The organism is Shewanella pneumatophori, from assembly GCF_023283895.1.
In the GTDB taxonomy this organism is placed as follows: domain Bacteria; phylum Pseudomonadota; class Gammaproteobacteria; order Enterobacterales; family Shewanellaceae; genus Shewanella; species Shewanella pneumatophori.
The window spans coordinates 39,837-55,492 of record NZ_JAKILB010000005.1; the positions used below are offsets into that span (position 1 = coordinate 39,837).

The window sequence follows — 15,656 nt, forward strand, 5'->3', positions numbered from 1 at the left end:
TTAACTTACTCAAATCAATCAGCTAACGCTAGCAGTGCTATCAATTGCTATTCGCGCGAGCGATTAACTTGGATCTACGCAGTGCATGGGGGCTAGTGCCAAAGCGTTTACGAAATACTTTGCACAGATAACTGACATCACTAATAGCGACCTCATCGGCCAAGTGCTGCAAGCTATGGTCTGAATTTATCAGACGCCAATGAATATGCTGCAGGCGCATTTCAGCCCAGTATTCTCGAGCAGTTTGGCTAAAATTATCTTTGAATAATCTGTCGAGTTGCCGCCGACTAATGGCCAGTTTCAGTGCTAGAACGTCTATGGTGTCAGTGCTTGCAAGTTGTTGACGCATCAAACTGATTGCACGGCCAACATGACGGCTGGCTGTGTTGTTGATTTGAATATTGGCATTAAGCGATTTTAGTTGATGGCGCTGCTCTCTTGCCTCATCAACCAGCATATCAGCTAAGCCTTTAAGTGCTTTAGTGCGGCCACAGTGCCGAGCCAATAACTCTACAGCAAGATCAATGGCCGCATTACCGCCTGCGCAGCTAATGCGTTTGTTATCAATGCAAAACAGTTGCTCGCTGGCGACCTCAATACTTGGGTAAGCGGCGCGAAATTCTTGTACATGGCGCCAATGTACCGCAACTTTGTGCTGTTTCAGTAGGCCTGCTTCAGCAAGCAAAAAACAGCCGTTATCTATGCTGACAAGTGTTACCCCTTTGGCAGCCACCGCGTGCAATATATGGTGATATTGCTGCGGTAATTGCTGACAACTACGGGCACTGCGGCCGCCAAATACCACTAAGTAATCGAAATCAGTCAGCTCAATATCTGCAATGGTGCTAGTCACTTCTATCGACACTCCATTACTCGATTGCTGATGACAAGGCGTTGGGGCGATGATCTGCCAGCTACAGTATTGCTGTTTGCTGTAGTCTTCTTCATCGGCTGAGAAGCGCAATTTATCGAGAAAGCCTGCAAAAGGCAGCATGCTAAATTCCGGTAACGGCAGTAGTAAAAAACGCACGTCGGGTGGCTTTACTGGGTTGAGGGATTCGATGACTTGGCTAGGTGACAAAGTAATTACTGCTGTTGCATAAATGAATGTCTAAATATTACCTTATTTTGGCTAATTTGCCTCGCGTGTTGTGCTTAAGCGCTGTTTATAATCCGCAAATTAAACAGCTGGTATGGCTTAAATTTAGGGTAAAGGTATGGCATTAGAGACTTGGTTAATTTATTTGGTTGCAGTGATTGGTTTATCGCTCGCTCCCGGGCCGAATGGCTTGCTGGCTCTGACTCACGGGGTCATGTATGGTCATAAAAAGACGTTGTTCACCATTACCGGCGGGGTACTCGGTTTTGTGTTGGTGATTGGCTTGGCAATGTTTGGGATTGGGGCCTTGTTGCTGGCTTCAACGGACTTTTTATTGCTGTTTAAATGGATAGGTGGTTTGTACCTAATATGGCTGGGGATTCGTATTTGGCGCTCACCAGCAATGGAGTTAAAACCTATTGCTAAGGCGCAAGTTGTCAGTCATTTTGCTTTATTTAGGCAAGGGGCATTAGCTGCGATAACCAACCCAAAGGTATTGTTATTCTTCGGCGCGTTTTTACCGCAGTTTATTGATCCAAAGCTGTCACTCGTTAGCCAGTTTATAGTGATGGCCGCTACATTTGCAGTGGTAGAGTTTGCGGTGGAGTATTTAATTGCCAATGTGGCGACTAAAATCCGCCCGTGGCTGGCACGTTCTGGCAAGCGTTTTAATCAATGTTGTGGCGGCTTATTTACTGTGATTGGTGCAAGCTTACCGTTATACAACAATTAAGGCGTTTCTGATTTCTGATTTTTGGCTCTTGGCTATTGCTATAGCTAGCCATTAAAAAAGCCACTCAATGAGTGGCTTTTTGGCTTGTTAATCAAGCATAACTATTAGAAGGTAACGGTTTTCACGCCATCTGGAGTGCCGACTAATAATACATCTGCACCGCGCTTAGCGAATAAGCCGTTAGTTACCACACCAACGATACCGTCGATTTGCTCTTCTAGCTCTTTTGGCTTCATGATTTTCATGTTGTATACATCTAGAATGATGTTGCCGTTGTCAGTTACACAACCTTCACGGTAAACAGGGTCGCCGCCAAGCTTAACGATTTGGCGAGCCACATATGAGCGCGCCATTGGGATCACTTCGATTGGCAGTGGGAACTCACCAAGAATATCGACTTGCTTAGTGTTATCAACGATACACACAAACTTGTCTGCTACCGCGGCAACGATTTTCTCGCGAGTCAGTGCAGCACCGCCGCCTTTGATCATATCCATTTTGCTGTTGATTTCATCAGCGCCATCAACATAAACAGATAACTCATTGACACTGTTTAGGTCGAAAACCGGAATACCTAGGGCTTTCATTTTCTCAGTTGATGCTTCAGAGCTTGATACCGCGCCTTGAATATCAAATTTCATGGTTGCGAGTGCATCAATAAAGTGGTTCACAGTTGAACCTGTTCCTACGCCAACAATGCTGTTTTCTTCTACGTACTGCAGAGCAGCCCAACCGGCAGCTTTTTTCATTTCATCTTGGGTCATTATGAAATCCCTTATTTAAAGATAAAGTTATAGGCAAGGTTAAAAATATTGGCGACAGTATACTCGTTTAGCAGTAAGAGTGGGGCTGTATTTTTGGCGGATTTTGGCTAAACATTTAGCTAACGGCAAAAGTAGAGTTAGCTAACATTATATTGTCATTAGATTATTTAGCATTAGTAGGCTACTTTGCACAGATAACCTTAATCTAGGTTTTGTTGAGACGGATTTTTTAGTGCTGTAAATGCACAACACACAGGAGTCATTATGGCTGGCGCAAGCTTATTAACCTTACTGGATGACATTGCCACGATTTTAGATGATGTCGCTGCAATGAGTAAAATTGCCGCTCGTAAAACCGCGGGGGTGCTTGGGGACGATTTAGCCTTAAATGCTCAGCAAGTTACTGGCGTGAGTGCTGACCGCGAGTTACCAGTAGTGTGGGCTGTGGCGCTGGGTTCATTTAAAAATAAGTGCATTTTAGTGCCTGCAGCAATGCTTATTAGCGCGTTTATTCCCTGGGCTGTGACGCCGCTGCTGATGTTTGGCGGTTTATTTCTGTGCTATGAAGGCTTTGAGAAAATCTATCATAGCTACTCAGCGAAGAAGCATCCGCAAGTGGATACCGATGCAAGTGAAGAGCCGATAACAGATGTTAAAGAGTATGAGAAAAACAAGGTCAAAGGGGCGATTCGCACCGACTTTGTGCTATCGGCAGAGATCATCGCTATCACTTTAGGCATTGTGGCTGACAAGAGCCTAAGCACGCAGTTTTTTACCTTAAGCGTTATCGCGATTGTGATGACAATCGGCGTATATGGCTTAGTGGCTGGCATTGTGAAGCTTGATGATGCAGGGCTGTATTTGAGTCAGCGCCCAGGTGAGAGTGCTTGGGCGAGTTTTAAACGTCGCTTTGGCTTCATGCTATTAAGCTCGGCGCCATATTTGATGAAAACTTTATCGGTTGTTGGCACTATTGCCATGTTTATGGTCGGCGGCGGTATTTTAACTCATGGCTGGCACTGGATTGGCGATAAAATTAGCGCAGCAGCGACTTGGGTTGCCGCCTTTGATTTTGTCGGCCCTTTGGTGGCATTTATCACTCCGAGCATTTTAAATGCATTATTTGGTGTTGTTGCTGGTGCGATAGCAGTATTGTTGATGCAGCTGGTGACTAAACTGAAAGGCGATAAAAGCGCTCAGAGTTAGCTCTAGCTATGAGCTGTGTTTTATATTAGTCCACAACTCCATTTGTAAAAGGCAAATATGGCAAATACAAGCAGCAAAACAAATAGGATAAAACTCGCAAGTTTTAACCTGTTTAATTACATTGAGCCGCCGCTGGCCTATTACGATTTTGAAAATATCTATAGCGCTGAACAATGGCAAAAAAAGCAAGCCTGGTTGGCAGATTTTCTAGCGCAGCAGCAACCCGATATTATTGGTTTGCAAGAGGTGTTTTCGGCAGAGGCACTGGCTGAACAAATGCAGGCTTTAGGCTATGAGCACTTTGCCGTAGTGGGCGAACCAACAGTGATTGACGATTATATTTGTCGTGATCCTGTGGTCGCTTTGGCTTCTAAATACCCATTTACTGAAGTGACAGCAATTGAAGCTGAGCCTGAGTACATCAATGGACTTGGGCTAAATGCTGACTTTGCATTTAGCCGCAAACCACTTCGCGCCACGGTTAAATTACCCCAGATTGGCCATTGCGATGTTTACGTGGTGCACTTTAAATCTAAACGGCCGCATCTGGATGAACTGCCTCCGCCCAAGTTTGTACAATCAAAGCTAGTACAGCAAAAAGGGGCAGCTACAGCGTCGCCTTTAGTCAATTTTGGCGAGTTGTTAGGGCGTAATAGCCTTGGCCAATGGGCGTCGAGTATTCAGCGCGGCAGTGAAGCGGCACTGTTGTTTCATACTATGCTGCAAAGACGAATAGAGACTAATCAACCTATGGTGTTAATGGGCGATTTTAATGAAGAACTCAGCAGTTCGGTATTATCAGCATTAACCACTCGCGAATTACGTTTTGAAAAAGAGGGGCTTGGCGAGCTAGCGAGTTACCCATTAACCGATGCGTACAAGCTATTTCAGCAAGGTTTGCAGGATTTATTTGGCGAAAAGACTAGCGATGCCAGCGCTGATGAAATTGCAGCGGAAGAAGAGCGAATGCTGGCAAAAGCACGGGCGTCGAGAGCGCCTACTCACTACTACGGAGCCAGTGGTAATGTGCTGGATTACATCTTATTGTCAGCAGATTTTGATCCCAGTTTTGATAATAGCGTCGCCGAGGTTTGTGATTATCACACCGAAGACAGGCATTTAGTTAACCCAAGCTTTGAGCGTGATAGCCAAAGTAGCGATCACGCTCCGGTTGTTTGTACCTTACGTATTAGAAGCTAGTTTGTAGTGAGTTCTCCACCAGTAGCGATTAAAACTGCTGTAAAAACTTCAATAATTCAGGTTTGGAGTCGGCATAATCTAATGCTGTTTTACCTGAGTTGTTTACAGCGTGTAGATCGGCACCATAGTTAATTAGCGCCTTGATAATCTGTTTGGCATTGTCGTCTAACTGCTCAATATTGAGCACTGCAATATGCAGCGCATTATTGCCATTTAAATTAGTGCGTTTAATCTCGGCTTCGTTATCCATCAGTAACGACAGCATGGGCAAGTCTAGCTTGCTGCTAGCTAGCACCATTGGCGGCCAGTCACCATAACTGTCGCTAATATTGCTATCGGCACCTTTGGCTAGCAAGAGTGTAGCGATTTCAAGGTTGTTGATATCAATGGCGGTAGCAAGTGGTGTCCAGTGCTGCTTAGTGAGCTCATTGATATCAGCGCCAGCCTCGATTAATAGTTTTACCGCTGCTTGGTTTTTAAGGGCGATGGCGTACCTAAGCGGAGAGGCAGCTTGAATATCTTGTTGATTTGGATCTGCACCAAGTTGTAAAAGTCGCTCAATCATTGGATTGCTTTGAATATAAATGGCTGACATTAGCGGTGTGGTATAGCCCTCAAGGGTTGCCAATGAAGGGGCGGCTCCAGCGGCAACTAACTGGTTAACTTGCTCAATATTATTGCTTTCAACTGCGATAACTAACGGAGTTGCTTCCGCGCCATGACTATTTACATCCGCCCCCGCGGCAATCAAATTATCTATTATCGGTTGGCGGCTTTCTCTTCTGAGTAAAGCGTCCATTAACGGTGTCGTATCACGATAGGTTTTAGCATCAACATTAGCGCCTAAACTGAGTAACGCCGCTACGATTTCTGGTTGATTAAAATCGATTGCTTGTATTAGCGCAGAAATACCCCTTTCAGTGAGCAGATCTAAATCGGCACCTTGAGCCGCTAACGCCGTGAGCATGGGAATATTGTTATATTTTGCGGCAACAAAGGCAGGGCTTTCACCTTCATTATCTTGCTGGTTGATATTGGCGCCATACTCAATAAGTAAAGCCAATGCTTGTTGATTAAATTCATCTCTTGGTAAACAGCTACCACAGCGATTTTGAGCTAAGTAATGCAGGGCCGAAAGGCCTTTATAATCGACACCATTTGGCTTGGCGCCATTGACTAAGAGCTGTTTGAAACTGTCAATGTCGACGTTAAAAATGGCAAACATTAGCGGTGTTTGATAGCCAGAAAATTGATTACCGAGGTTAGGATCCGCTCCGGCATCAAGTAATGGTTTGACAAGCTCAGGGTGGCGCATGGTAATTGCGAGATATAGAGGGCTATAACCATCTTTAGGATTAAGGCTTTGGCTAGGTGAGCTTGCTAACAGACGAGTAAATGTTGTTATGTCGTTTTGCTCTATAGCTGAAATCATTGCCTCAGTAGCGGCGTTAAGCTCACCTTCACTCAAGCTATTGGCAGAGGAGGGAATTGTGGCTTGATTTGTTTGCTCAGGTTTTGGCGCATTAGATGATTGCGCACAGCCGCCAAGCACAAGGCCTAGCATGATTACTGCGGTTAGGCGTCTCACGTTGTCTCCTAAAATATCCGTGTGCAATAGCTGCCAATCAATGGTAATTGCTTGGCAGCACAATATTTAAATCTGCTGTCCGTTTTTATAAGTTCTTATTTCTTTGATGGTTCCGTCTTCATTAAAATATGTCCACTTTCCTTCTGGTCGATCATTTTTGTGGAAAGACTCACGAGCGAGGGCGCCACTTTTATAATAAAGCAGCCATTTACCGACAGCTTGTCCATCCTCAAATTGGCCTTGTTCTTCTATGGTGCCATCTTCATAAAACTGGGTTAGGACTCCGTGCGGTTTGCCATCTTTAAAGTGCTCGGTTCTGGTTACTCTGGCATAGATGTCATAGCTGACAACTTCTCCTTGAAGCAGACCATCACGAAGGTAACCTTTAGCCTTGATCCTTTGCTGGCTGTCCTTATGGATTACTATTCCCGTATAGAGAGCGTCTTGATAGTAGATTGCACCACCTCTTTGCTCTAAGTCGTCATAGAGAGCTATTTGCTCTGAGCTGCTGCAACCGCTAATTAACGTAATTAATACTGCCAATATCGAAAATGCCCTACACATTATCCTTTGCTCCTTTTAAGGTGGAATAGCACTAAATTTTATTGATGCTTTGCTGAGCGAAGTTGCTTACCAGTTAAATTAGTTGGTATTTAACAAGTGGTTTACATCTTTGTCTTCTTCGTGTCATGGTGGTGCTTTAGTATCTGATCTGATTAGACCTCGTACCACATGTCGGGTCAATAAAACTAGAACGCTAATATTAAAGGAATAATAACAATGAAACGACCTGTAACTCGTAGAGACTTTTTGGCTATGTCGGCTAAAGGTGTGGGCGCTGCCGTTGTATCTTATGGCTTAATGGGCTGTAGCAGTGACGATGACAACAATGGCATTTATGCTGAGTTCTTACATGGACTCGCTAGTGGCGACCCAAGCCATGAGGCAGTGATCATTTGGACTCGAGTCACCCCTGAAGTTGACGGTGATATCAAAGTCGCTTGGGAGGTGGCAACCGATTCAGATTTTAGTCAGCTGGTGGTCAGCGGTGACACCATCACCAATAGCGAACGCGACTATACCGTTAAAGTCGATGCTGTTGGGTTAGAAGCGGGTACGAAGTATTTTTACCGCTTTAAAACCGGCAGTAAAACCTCACAAGCTGGCATGACGAAAACCTTGCCTCAAGGTGCAATTGATAGCGTTAAGTTGGCTGTTATGTCATGTGCTAATTTCCCTGCCGGTTATTTCAATGTTTATGAGATGGCGTCAAGAATGGATGACTTAGATGCGGTGATTCATCTTGGCGATTATATTTATGAATATGCCCGCGGCGAATACGCCAGTGAACGTGCGGCGGAAATGCAACGTGAAGTATTACCTGAGGGCGAACTATTTAGTCTTAGTGATTACCGTACCCGTTATGGTCAGTACCGTAGTGATTTAAGCCTACAAAAACTCCATGGAAAAACCCCGTTTATTACGGTGTGGGACGACCATGAAGTGGCTAATGATAGCTGGCGTGACGGCGCGGAAAACCACAATGATGGCGAAGGTGACTTTGACGCCCGTAAAGAGGCGGCATTACAGGCCTATTTTGAATGGTTGCCAATTAGACCTTGGCGTGAGGGTAATAATGAGGAAATTTACCGCTCGTTCCAGTTTGGTGACTTAGTTGATTTGCACATGCTTGATACGCGACTACTTGGCCGTGACAAACCACTGGATTACGCAGAATATATGGACCCAGCCACAGGCGGCTTAGATAGCGCTCGCTTTATGGCCGATGTGACCGACACTAACCGCACTATGTTAGGGCAAGAGCAGCAAGCTTGGCTGCAAACCGCATTGCTAACCTCAACGGCTAAGTGGCAAGTACTAGGTCAGCAAGTGTTGATGGGGCAAATGATGCTTCCTGCTGCCATTGCGACCCAGCAGTTGTCTATTCCTGAATTTGGCCAATTAGCAGCACTGGCGCAAATCGCAGCCAGACAAGCCGCAGGCGACCCGACCTTAACCGAAGATGAGCTAACTTATTTAGCGTTTTTTGCAGACAAGCTGACACCAGAGGCGATGGCGTTACTGCAGTTGCCAGCGATTCCTTACAACCTCGATGCATGGGATGGTTATGCTTATGAGCGAGAAGTGGTGTTAGCCACGGCTAAATCTATGGGTAAAAACTTAGTTGTTATTGCAGGTGATACTCACAATGCTTGGGCAAATGTATTAAAAGATGCTGGCGGCGAGCCTGTAGGCGTTGAGTTTGCAACCAGCTCGGTATCATCGCCTGGGCTTGAGTATTATCTTGGCATTGATGAAAAGGATATTCCAGCAACCGAGGAAGCGATAGTGGGTTTAGTGGATAACCTTGCCTATGCCAATTTAATGAACCGCGGTTTAATGACGCTGACATTTACCCATGATGAGGTGCGTAGCGATTGGCGTTATGTCGATACGATTTATACTCGCGCATTTACCGAGGCGGTTGAGCGTAACTTTTCTATGGTGACTAAAGCGGGAAGCCATGCACTTGAAGCTGCAAGTTAATACTTGCTAACTAAAATATAACTGCATGATGACAAAATTAAGGCTGCCCTTGCTGGTGGCCTTATTTTTTTGGTGACACTGATGCAATTTTTTGGCTTTTTTGCAGCAATGAAACTCAATCTAGTATAAAATTCGCCTCCAAAATTCGCCGGGTGTTTAGATGTTAACCAGTTAATGATTATTAGCGGTTTACACGAGCCTATTGCCAATCTTGGAATAGACTCATCACTCGCCTTTTATACTCATCAGCCTATATTTTTGTTCTATTCTTAGTGAATAAATGTCGCTAGGTATAGCCTTAAGCTAAGCAATTTTTAGCGCGGGTAAGTATAAGACCTAATTTAGATATTAATAACAAGATGGGGACGGTCAGATGTCAGAGAAACGCTTTATTACCGCACAAGAGTTGCTAGAAGATTCATTTCGTTTAGCTGCGCAAGTTTATGACAGTGGCTTCCGTCCGCAGTTTATCGTGGGCATTTGGCGTGGTGGCGCTCCAATCGGTATCGCAGTACAAGAGTTTTTTGACTTTAAAGAAGTTGAAACTGACCATATTGCAGTACGTACTTCATCTTATTACGGCATCAATAAGCAAAGTAAGCAGATCAAAGTTCACGGTCTACATTACATTGTTGAAAACGCTAACGCTGGCGACGGTCTATTGATTGTTGATGACGTGTTTGACTCTGGTCGCAGCATTCATGCATTAATGGAAAATTTAAGCGATTTAATGCGCTTAAACATGCCTAAAGATGTGCGTATCGCTTGCCCATACTACAAGCCACAAAACACGGTTGTACCATTAAAGCCTGACTACTTTATCCATGAGTCTGACGAATGGTTAGTGTTCCCGCATGAAGTATCGGGTTTATCGCCAGAAGAACTTGCTGAAGGCAAGGGCGACTTGAAAAACATTAAGCACCTATTTGTATAATGCTTAATTGATCCTGTAAGGGATACGCTAATACTAAGCCACCTTAAACGGTGGCTTTTTTGTTGGTCGTTAAAGCTTGTCGATTTCATCATGCAGCTGATAAGACTTATCTGTGACAATCTTTTCTAAGGTCATTACCCGTTCTTTTAGCTCCTTGAGCTCTTTATTCACCTGCACTAATTCGTCGGCATCAATCCGGCCTTTTTGTTTGTTATATTCTTTATATGCTTTCAATAAAAACACGGCGACAATTGCAATCGCAGCGATAGTAAAAGGCCCCATAAATTGCTCCCTTATTCTTTATATTGATTGGTCTTATTGTTAAAAACTGGCAGTGCCTTTCTAGTATAGTGGCTAAAATTCAGCTTGATAGAGTGGTTTTACCTGTACCTCGACAGTGTAGATTACTCTCTTTTGAAGCCGTTGATTTCCCCAATTGTTGAGCGAATAAAACAGGCCGCGATAAACTCGCGGCCTGTCTAGTGTTGGTTTGATAAATAGCGATTGCTTAGCAAAAGCGAGTGAATAACAGTTAGCGAGGGGTCACTAGTGCTTCATGGTGGTTTTTATCAGTAAGCAGGTTTGCTCTTGCTGAATAGCATCTTTTAATGCGCGCTGGGTGAGCGGCGACAAGTTCGGCTCGGCGCTTAGCAGTTGTTTAAGGGAGCTAATGCTCGCGTAGGTGCAATCCGTTGGGATAAGGGCGCTATTGTAGCTGCGCATAAATACCGGTCCTTTGCTGCTATCAAGCTGCGCCAAGGTTACTAGGCGCTGCTCTGCCGTTGCCGCACTTAAGCGTTTTTGCTCACTAGGATAAAGGTTATCCATAACGGTGCGTATTTTGGCAAAGGGCATATTGGTTGGCTGTTGTACTCGGGTTAACCATTGGCGCTTTTTCGCCGCCGCAGGAAGTGCTGCCTCAGCTGCTAACGCTGATTTTTGACCACTATCTGACTTATCACGAATTTGCTCTTGTTTAAGCCAATAACGTGCATTGCGATGATCGTGTCGGTTAAGCTGCACTATCATGCCCCAGCGCAAAGCTTGGTCGAATGTTAATCCTTTAATCGTTGCGGTTTTGCTTAGTAATGTATCGAGATGATCTAATGCCTGTTTACTGCGGGCAAACTCAATATAAGTATTAAACCAGCGGCGCTGAACATCACGGTTAGCACTGTTCACCATGACTTTTCGCAAGCTCATTTGCTCTATAGCCCTAATAGACATTTTGGCGTAACGCTGATTGCTTGGGTGCATTTTATCAAGATGTACTCGTGCTTTTGTCAATGAAGTAAGCACTTGTTCCAAGATGATATTGTCAGTCTCTTTCGGTAGGTTAACTAACACTGTGCCCATATAGTCATTGAGGGTTAATTTACCGTTCTCAACGCTGTCCCATAGGCTTTGCCACAACATAGAGCGTAGGAAAGGGTCTTGCACTTTAGCTAGGTTGGTTTGCGCAGTTTTAAATGACACGGGATCAAGGCTGACTTTTACAAAGCCCCAATCTTGATAGTTGGGATAGACCAAATCAGGGCAATGTAGGCCTACCAGCTTACTGACCTCTGTGCTTTGGCCGCTATAACTCACTGGCATACTAATATTGTGATGCAGTTGACGGCGACCATTGGTAAACAGGCCCACCAAGACTTTTTGCTCACGTAAAGTGTTGTGCTCTGGATTGGTTGCGCTTTGTTTAAGGGTGAAGCGGTCGATGCGGCCATTACTGCAGCTAAACTCTGCTTCAATGGTGTTAACGCCAGCTCGATATAACCAGTCTTGGCTCCACTGGCTTAAATCGCGTTTAGAGGCTTGTTCTAGGCTACTAATAAAGTCTGCCAATTCGGCATTTTGATAACGGTATTTAGTCAGATAATGATTAATGCCTTGTTGAAACACCTTTTCGCTCACCAAGTGATTAAGCTGCTTTAAGCTGGCGGCGCCTTTTGAGTAGGTAATGGCGTCGATGTTATCGAAGGCATGTTTGCTCGATGCAACAGGGACCTCAATAGGGTGAGTGCTTGCTGAGCTATCTAGCTGATACGCACTTTGCTTTTGATTAGCATAAAAGCTGCGCCAAGCATTTTTAAACTCGGTGGCTTGGCTGGTGGCTTGGGTTGCCATAAATGCAGCAAAGCTTTCGTTTAGCCAAAGCCCATTCCACCATTTCATTGTGACTAGGTTGCCAAACCATTGATGCGCCATTTCATGCATGATCACATTTGCTAGACGCTTTTTTTGCTCATGGGTCATCTCGCTATCACTAAGAAAGCGACTTTCGCTATAAGTGATAGCGGCAGCATTTTCCATTGCGCCGTAGAGAAAGTCCGGTACTAAAACTTGATCGTACTTTTTAAATGGATACTCGATACCAAAGTAGTTATCAAAGTAGTTTAGCCCTTGCTGGGTATAACGAAACCAGTCTTGCTGATTAACCTTGTCGGCTACAGATTGGCGTGCAAACAGGCGCAGTGGATACTTACCTGAGTTATCTTGCCAACTATGATACGGCCCCGCGTGCATGGAGAAATTATAGGGGCTGAGCTTAGGTGACTGTGGAAACTGCCAACGGCGCTGCTCACCTTGGGCGGTGATTTGGCTTTCTCTCATCGCACTAATTACGGTCCAGTCTTTTGGTGCGGTTACGCTTAACTGAAAGGTGGCTTTAAGGTCGGGTTGATCAAATACGGCAAACATTTGCTGCGCGGCGGCAGGTTCAAAGTGGGAGTATAAATAAACCTTGTTATCGACGGGATCAATAAACTGATGTAGGCCTTCACCGTTATTACTGTATTGGCGAGTGTATTCAACTTCAATGGTATTGCTACCGCTGTTTAGCAGGCGAGGATTAAGCTTAATATAGCTGTTGTTATAGTTGGGGTAGACCTTTTTGCCGTTAATTACAAAGCGTTTAATCACAGCTTGATTTAAATCTAAGCTCAGAGCGCGGTCGTTATCGCTAAGATCAAAGCTGACTTTGGTGATGCCGCTAAAACCGCTTTGTTCGGTGAGTGTAAAATCGAGCTGGTAGTGCACATCAGATATTCTGTCCGAGCGCTGGCTTGCTTGCTCTTGAGTAATATAAGGCGAGTTATCACGTTGCAGCTTTTGTGCTTCGCTAGCAATAGATGAGGTGATGAACAAGCTAAAAACAGCAGCGATAGCAGCGTGAAACGACAACTTCAAAATAACGTCCTTTATTATTTTTTTATCTAATGGCTAATAGAAGAGGGCATAAGTTACCGTATTTCTGGTAACGGCTAAAGCATTATTGAGGCATAAAAAAGCCAGCTTAACGCTGGCTTTCGTGTATTGGCTATTAGCCGAGGTAAAATTATAGTCCTAAGAAAGATTTAGACTTAACTTTACGAATTTCTTTTTCATCAGACCATTCGATTAGACCAGTTTCTAGATCCATTAAGCGCATAGTCATTTTGTAATACACATCTTTGGTGCTGCCATCTTGCTTAACGATGCTAGATAGGTTGCCGTATAGCATGTACTGGGCACCAATTTGACGACCAAAGTTGATGGCGGTTGATGGGTCAACCATGCCTGAATTGTTTTGGTAGTCTAATTGCTTACGCACTGAATCAACTTTAGTCATGTCGATAAAGCGGAACTTGCCTGAGCGTAGTAGCTTGTTACTGATTGAATCAGTAACTGATTCAGTATCAATGTGCTCTGAGGTCTTATTTTTAATTTTGTCGACAAAGATGATTGGGCGGTCGTTGGCTGTCATTGCTACAACAGGCGGGAAAGTCAGCATGCTGTCGACCATCTTAGCCGCGATAGCTTGTAGATCGGTAGAACCGAAGTTCTCGTTAACGGTTTCCACTTCAGTGGCATCACCGTATTCAACTTTTGATTGGCAGGCAGATAAACCGATAACTGCTGCAAGAATAAAAACGACTTTTAAATGTTTCATAGTTAATTCCATACAAGTGATTGCTAAATGATTATTGAATAAAAACGGGTGTAATTGCCAGTGTCAATTATCCACACTAATGTTGTGCGGCCACTTTTTACTTCAATGGGATCGGCTGGGTTGTTGTCGAGCATTAGCGAGTAGCTGCCCGGTTTAACGTATGAGCGAGCGATTTGAGCCTGCTCGGGTAAAGTTAGCCAACTGCGTCTGTCGGCTTGTTCGGTGACCACATTAAAAATTTGCATAGCAATTGAGGCGTAGTCAGTTTGATTGCGGCGTTTTTTAGTTTCACTTTCAACGCTTTGTGCCATTTCAGCTTTGGCGTAAATACGCGCCGCTTGCCTAACGAGTGCGGCAGGCAGTTCTTCTTTTAACGCAGTAATGGCTAAGGCGTCGATATCGGCAATTGGCGCAGTTTTTAACACAGTGCCTAAACCTTGAATTTGCCCTTGGCGCACAGGTTGTCTATTGGGGTAGTAGGTTGCTAACGAGGCGGTTTGCCAGTTTCCTTCAATAGTAAATGGCACGGTAAAACTTTGCTTTTCAGGCACAAAGCCACGTTCGAGCATGATTATCATTTGGCCTTGATCTTTGGTTGGCTCAACTGCGTCCCCCCAACGCTTTTTAAACTCATCGTATTGCGGCATGGATAACTCTTTGGCAAGCCTGACGAGATCTTTTTGTAGGTAAGGGTTATTAGGACTGATTTGCGCAGCTTTGCGGTAGTCAATAAAGGCGTCATTTGGCTCGCCTAAAATTTCGTGCAACATGCCAGTAGTGTAATAACTATAGGCGTTAAGGAATGAGCTTGTGGTGCTGCCAGCAGCTTTACCAAGCTTGTTCATTTCAGCGTCTATGGTGCCATTTGCCATAGCTTGCACAGACTTATTGGATTTTTGATACCTTGCTTGCTCTTGGCTTTGTAGCTCATTACTACGGCGAACTTCAACTAATGCACCTTGTGGGTCGCCTGCAAATAAGTAGTTAAGAGCTTGGTATTGGTGCAGCATGATGCGCTCATAACCTGGGCCACGATACGGAATAACATTATCATTTAAAAATAGGCTACTGGCTGTGGCTCCAGCATCGCTTAGACTGACTTTTGCTTTGTCATCGAAGGCGCTATAGGCTGCAACGGCTTGTTGGTAGTATTGCTTACTACTAGTAAAGTCACCGGCAATTTGTGCGCTACGGCCAGCCTCTTGGGCATAGAGTAAACCGTCAGCGCCACTGATTTCATCGGCCACTATCTTGGCGGCATTTTGCGGAGTTGCAGAGTTTAGCTGGGCTTTTACGGGAGCAATTTGCGAAGGGTAATTGATAAAAATGCTATTAAACGCGCAGCCGCTTAGGCTTAGCATCATAGTTGCTAGCAGTAAAAAACTTCTCATTAGCAAGTCTCTTTAATTCGCATTGTTATACCAGCTTTGTTGTTATTGACTCAATCAGACTTACCGTTTGGGATGATAGTAGACCTTGGTCAATTTATAAAAACATATAATATCTGAGCGTTATTTCAAGGCTTTTTATAGCGTTATGAAGCTGAACATAAGATGAATACCTTTAAGTGTTGCATAAATATTGCACATTTGAAGGCTATTTTGACCGATTAAAGTTATTCATCTTAGTTTTATACAAGCTATGACGATAGGTTGTG

General features: G+C 44.4%; 13 protein-coding genes. 5 read left to right on the forward strand and 8 right to left on the reverse strand.

What is annotated here, in order from left to right; translation table 11 throughout:
• Nucleotides 1-40: 40 nt before the first annotated feature.
• The gene (locus L2740_RS08965) at nt 41-1,030 is read right to left on the reverse strand and encodes a GlxA family transcriptional regulator (RefSeq protein WP_338056248.1); all 990 of its coding nucleotides are present in this window, start codon (nt 1,028-1,030) and stop codon (nt 41-43) included.
• A 187-nt stretch (nt 1,031-1,217) separates the two neighbouring features.
• Here L2740_RS08965 and L2740_RS08970 point away from each other — a divergent pair, with 187 nt between their 5' ends.
• Nucleotides 1,218-1,832, forward strand: coding sequence for a LysE family translocator (locus L2740_RS08970; RefSeq protein WP_248949741.1), 615 nt, complete (start codon nt 1,218-1,220; stop codon nt 1,830-1,832).
• A 104-nt stretch (nt 1,833-1,936) separates the two neighbouring features.
• Here L2740_RS08970 and rpiA read toward each other — a convergent pair whose 3' ends face one another.
• Nucleotides 1,937-2,596, reverse strand: a complete 660-nt coding sequence (rpiA, locus tag L2740_RS08975) for a ribose-5-phosphate isomerase RpiA (protein WP_248949742.1) — start codon at nt 2,594-2,596, stop codon at nt 1,937-1,939.
• 264 nt (nt 2,597-2,860) lie between these two features.
• Between rpiA and L2740_RS08980 the strand changes: the two genes are divergently transcribed.
• Together L2740_RS08980 and L2740_RS08985 are read left to right on the forward strand one after the other, a co-directional pair.
• Nucleotides 2,861-3,802, forward strand: a complete 942-nt coding sequence (locus L2740_RS08980) for a DUF808 domain-containing protein (RefSeq protein ID WP_248949743.1) — start codon at nt 2,861-2,863, stop codon at nt 3,800-3,802.
• A 57-nt stretch (nt 3,803-3,859) separates the two neighbouring features.
• Nucleotides 3,860-5,002 carry an endonuclease/exonuclease/phosphatase family protein gene (locus L2740_RS08985; protein WP_248949744.1) on the forward strand — a complete coding sequence of 381 codons (1,143 nt, stop codon included), beginning with the start codon at nt 3,860-3,862 and terminating at the stop codon, nt 5,000-5,002.
• A gap of 28 nt (nt 5,003-5,030) precedes the next feature.
• Here the strand turns inward: L2740_RS08985 and L2740_RS08990 are convergent, their stop codons facing one another.
• Together L2740_RS08990 and L2740_RS08995 are read right to left on the reverse strand one after the other, a co-directional pair.
• On the reverse strand, nt 5,031-6,590 hold the full coding sequence (locus tag L2740_RS08990; RefSeq protein WP_248949745.1) for an ankyrin repeat domain-containing protein: 1,560 nt from the start codon (nt 6,588-6,590) through the stop codon (nt 5,031-5,033).
• Between the two features lie 66 nt (nt 6,591-6,656).
• Nucleotides 6,657-7,133, reverse strand: coding sequence for a toxin-antitoxin system YwqK family antitoxin (locus L2740_RS08995; RefSeq protein ID WP_248949747.1), 477 nt, complete (start codon nt 7,131-7,133; stop codon nt 6,657-6,659).
• Nucleotides 7,134-7,370: 237 nt separating this feature from the next.
• Between L2740_RS08995 and L2740_RS09000 the strand changes: the two genes are divergently transcribed.
• Nucleotides 7,371-9,137 (forward strand): alkaline phosphatase D family protein, encoded by a 1,767-nt coding sequence (locus tag L2740_RS09000; protein ID WP_248949748.1) that lies wholly within the window; start codon nt 7,371-7,373, stop codon nt 9,135-9,137.
• A gap of 373 nt (nt 9,138-9,510) precedes the next feature.
• Nucleotides 9,511-10,071, forward strand: coding sequence for a phosphoribosyltransferase (locus L2740_RS09005; RefSeq protein ID WP_248949749.1), 561 nt, complete (start codon nt 9,511-9,513; stop codon nt 10,069-10,071).
• 69 nt (nt 10,072-10,140) lie between these two features.
• On the opposite strand, the gene L2740_RS09010 is transcribed toward L2740_RS09005, so the two are convergent.
• From L2740_RS09010 to L2740_RS09025, 4 genes are all read right to left on the reverse strand, one after another.
• Nucleotides 10,141-10,353 carry an ELKS/Rab6-interacting/CAST family protein gene (locus L2740_RS09010; protein WP_248949751.1) on the reverse strand — a complete coding sequence of 71 codons (213 nt, stop codon included), beginning with the start codon at nt 10,351-10,353 and terminating at the stop codon, nt 10,141-10,143.
• 264 nt (nt 10,354-10,617) lie between these two features.
• Nucleotides 10,618-13,257, reverse strand: a complete 2,640-nt coding sequence (gene pepN, locus L2740_RS09015; protein WP_420833520.1) for an aminopeptidase N — start codon at nt 13,255-13,257, stop codon at nt 10,618-10,620.
• 148 nt (nt 13,258-13,405) lie between these two features.
• Nucleotides 13,406-13,999 carry a penicillin-binding protein activator LpoB gene (lpoB, locus tag L2740_RS09020; RefSeq protein ID WP_174208590.1) on the reverse strand — a complete coding sequence of 198 codons (594 nt, stop codon included), beginning with the start codon at nt 13,997-13,999 and terminating at the stop codon, nt 13,406-13,408.
• A 23-nt stretch (nt 14,000-14,022) separates the two neighbouring features.
• Complete coding sequence (locus L2740_RS09025) at nt 14,023-15,390, reverse strand: COG3014 family protein (RefSeq protein ID WP_248949752.1); 1,368 nt, start codon at nt 15,388-15,390, stop codon at nt 14,023-14,025.
• Between the last annotated feature and the right edge of the window lie 266 nt (nt 15,391-15,656).

Coding starts and splice junctions, on each gene's coding strand:
- L2740_RS08970 (WP_248949741.1), top strand. CDS start 1,218: ATGGCATTAGAGACTTGGTTAATTTATTTGGTTGCAGTGATTGGTTTA.
- rpiA (WP_248949742.1), bottom strand. CDS start 2,596: ATGACCCAAGATGAAATGAAAAAAGCTGCCGGTTGGGCTGCTCTGCAG.
- L2740_RS08980 (WP_248949743.1), top strand. CDS start 2,861: ATGGCTGGCGCAAGCTTATTAACCTTACTGGATGACATTGCCACGATT.
- L2740_RS08985 (WP_248949744.1), top strand. CDS start 3,860: ATGGCAAATACAAGCAGCAAAACAAATAGGATAAAACTCGCAAGTTTT.
- L2740_RS09000 (WP_248949748.1), top strand. CDS start 7,371: ATGAAACGACCTGTAACTCGTAGAGACTTTTTGGCTATGTCGGCTAAA.
- L2740_RS09005 (WP_248949749.1), top strand. CDS start 9,511: ATGTCAGAGAAACGCTTTATTACCGCACAAGAGTTGCTAGAAGATTCA.
- L2740_RS09010 (WP_248949751.1), bottom strand. CDS start 10,353: ATGGGGCCTTTTACTATCGCTGCGATTGCAATTGTCGCCGTGTTTTTA.
- lpoB (WP_174208590.1), bottom strand. CDS start 13,999: ATGAAACATTTAAAAGTCGTTTTTATTCTTGCAGCAGTTATCGGTTTA.
- L2740_RS09025 (WP_248949752.1), bottom strand. CDS start 15,390: ATGAGAAGTTTTTTACTGCTAGCAACTATGATGCTAAGCCTAAGCGGC.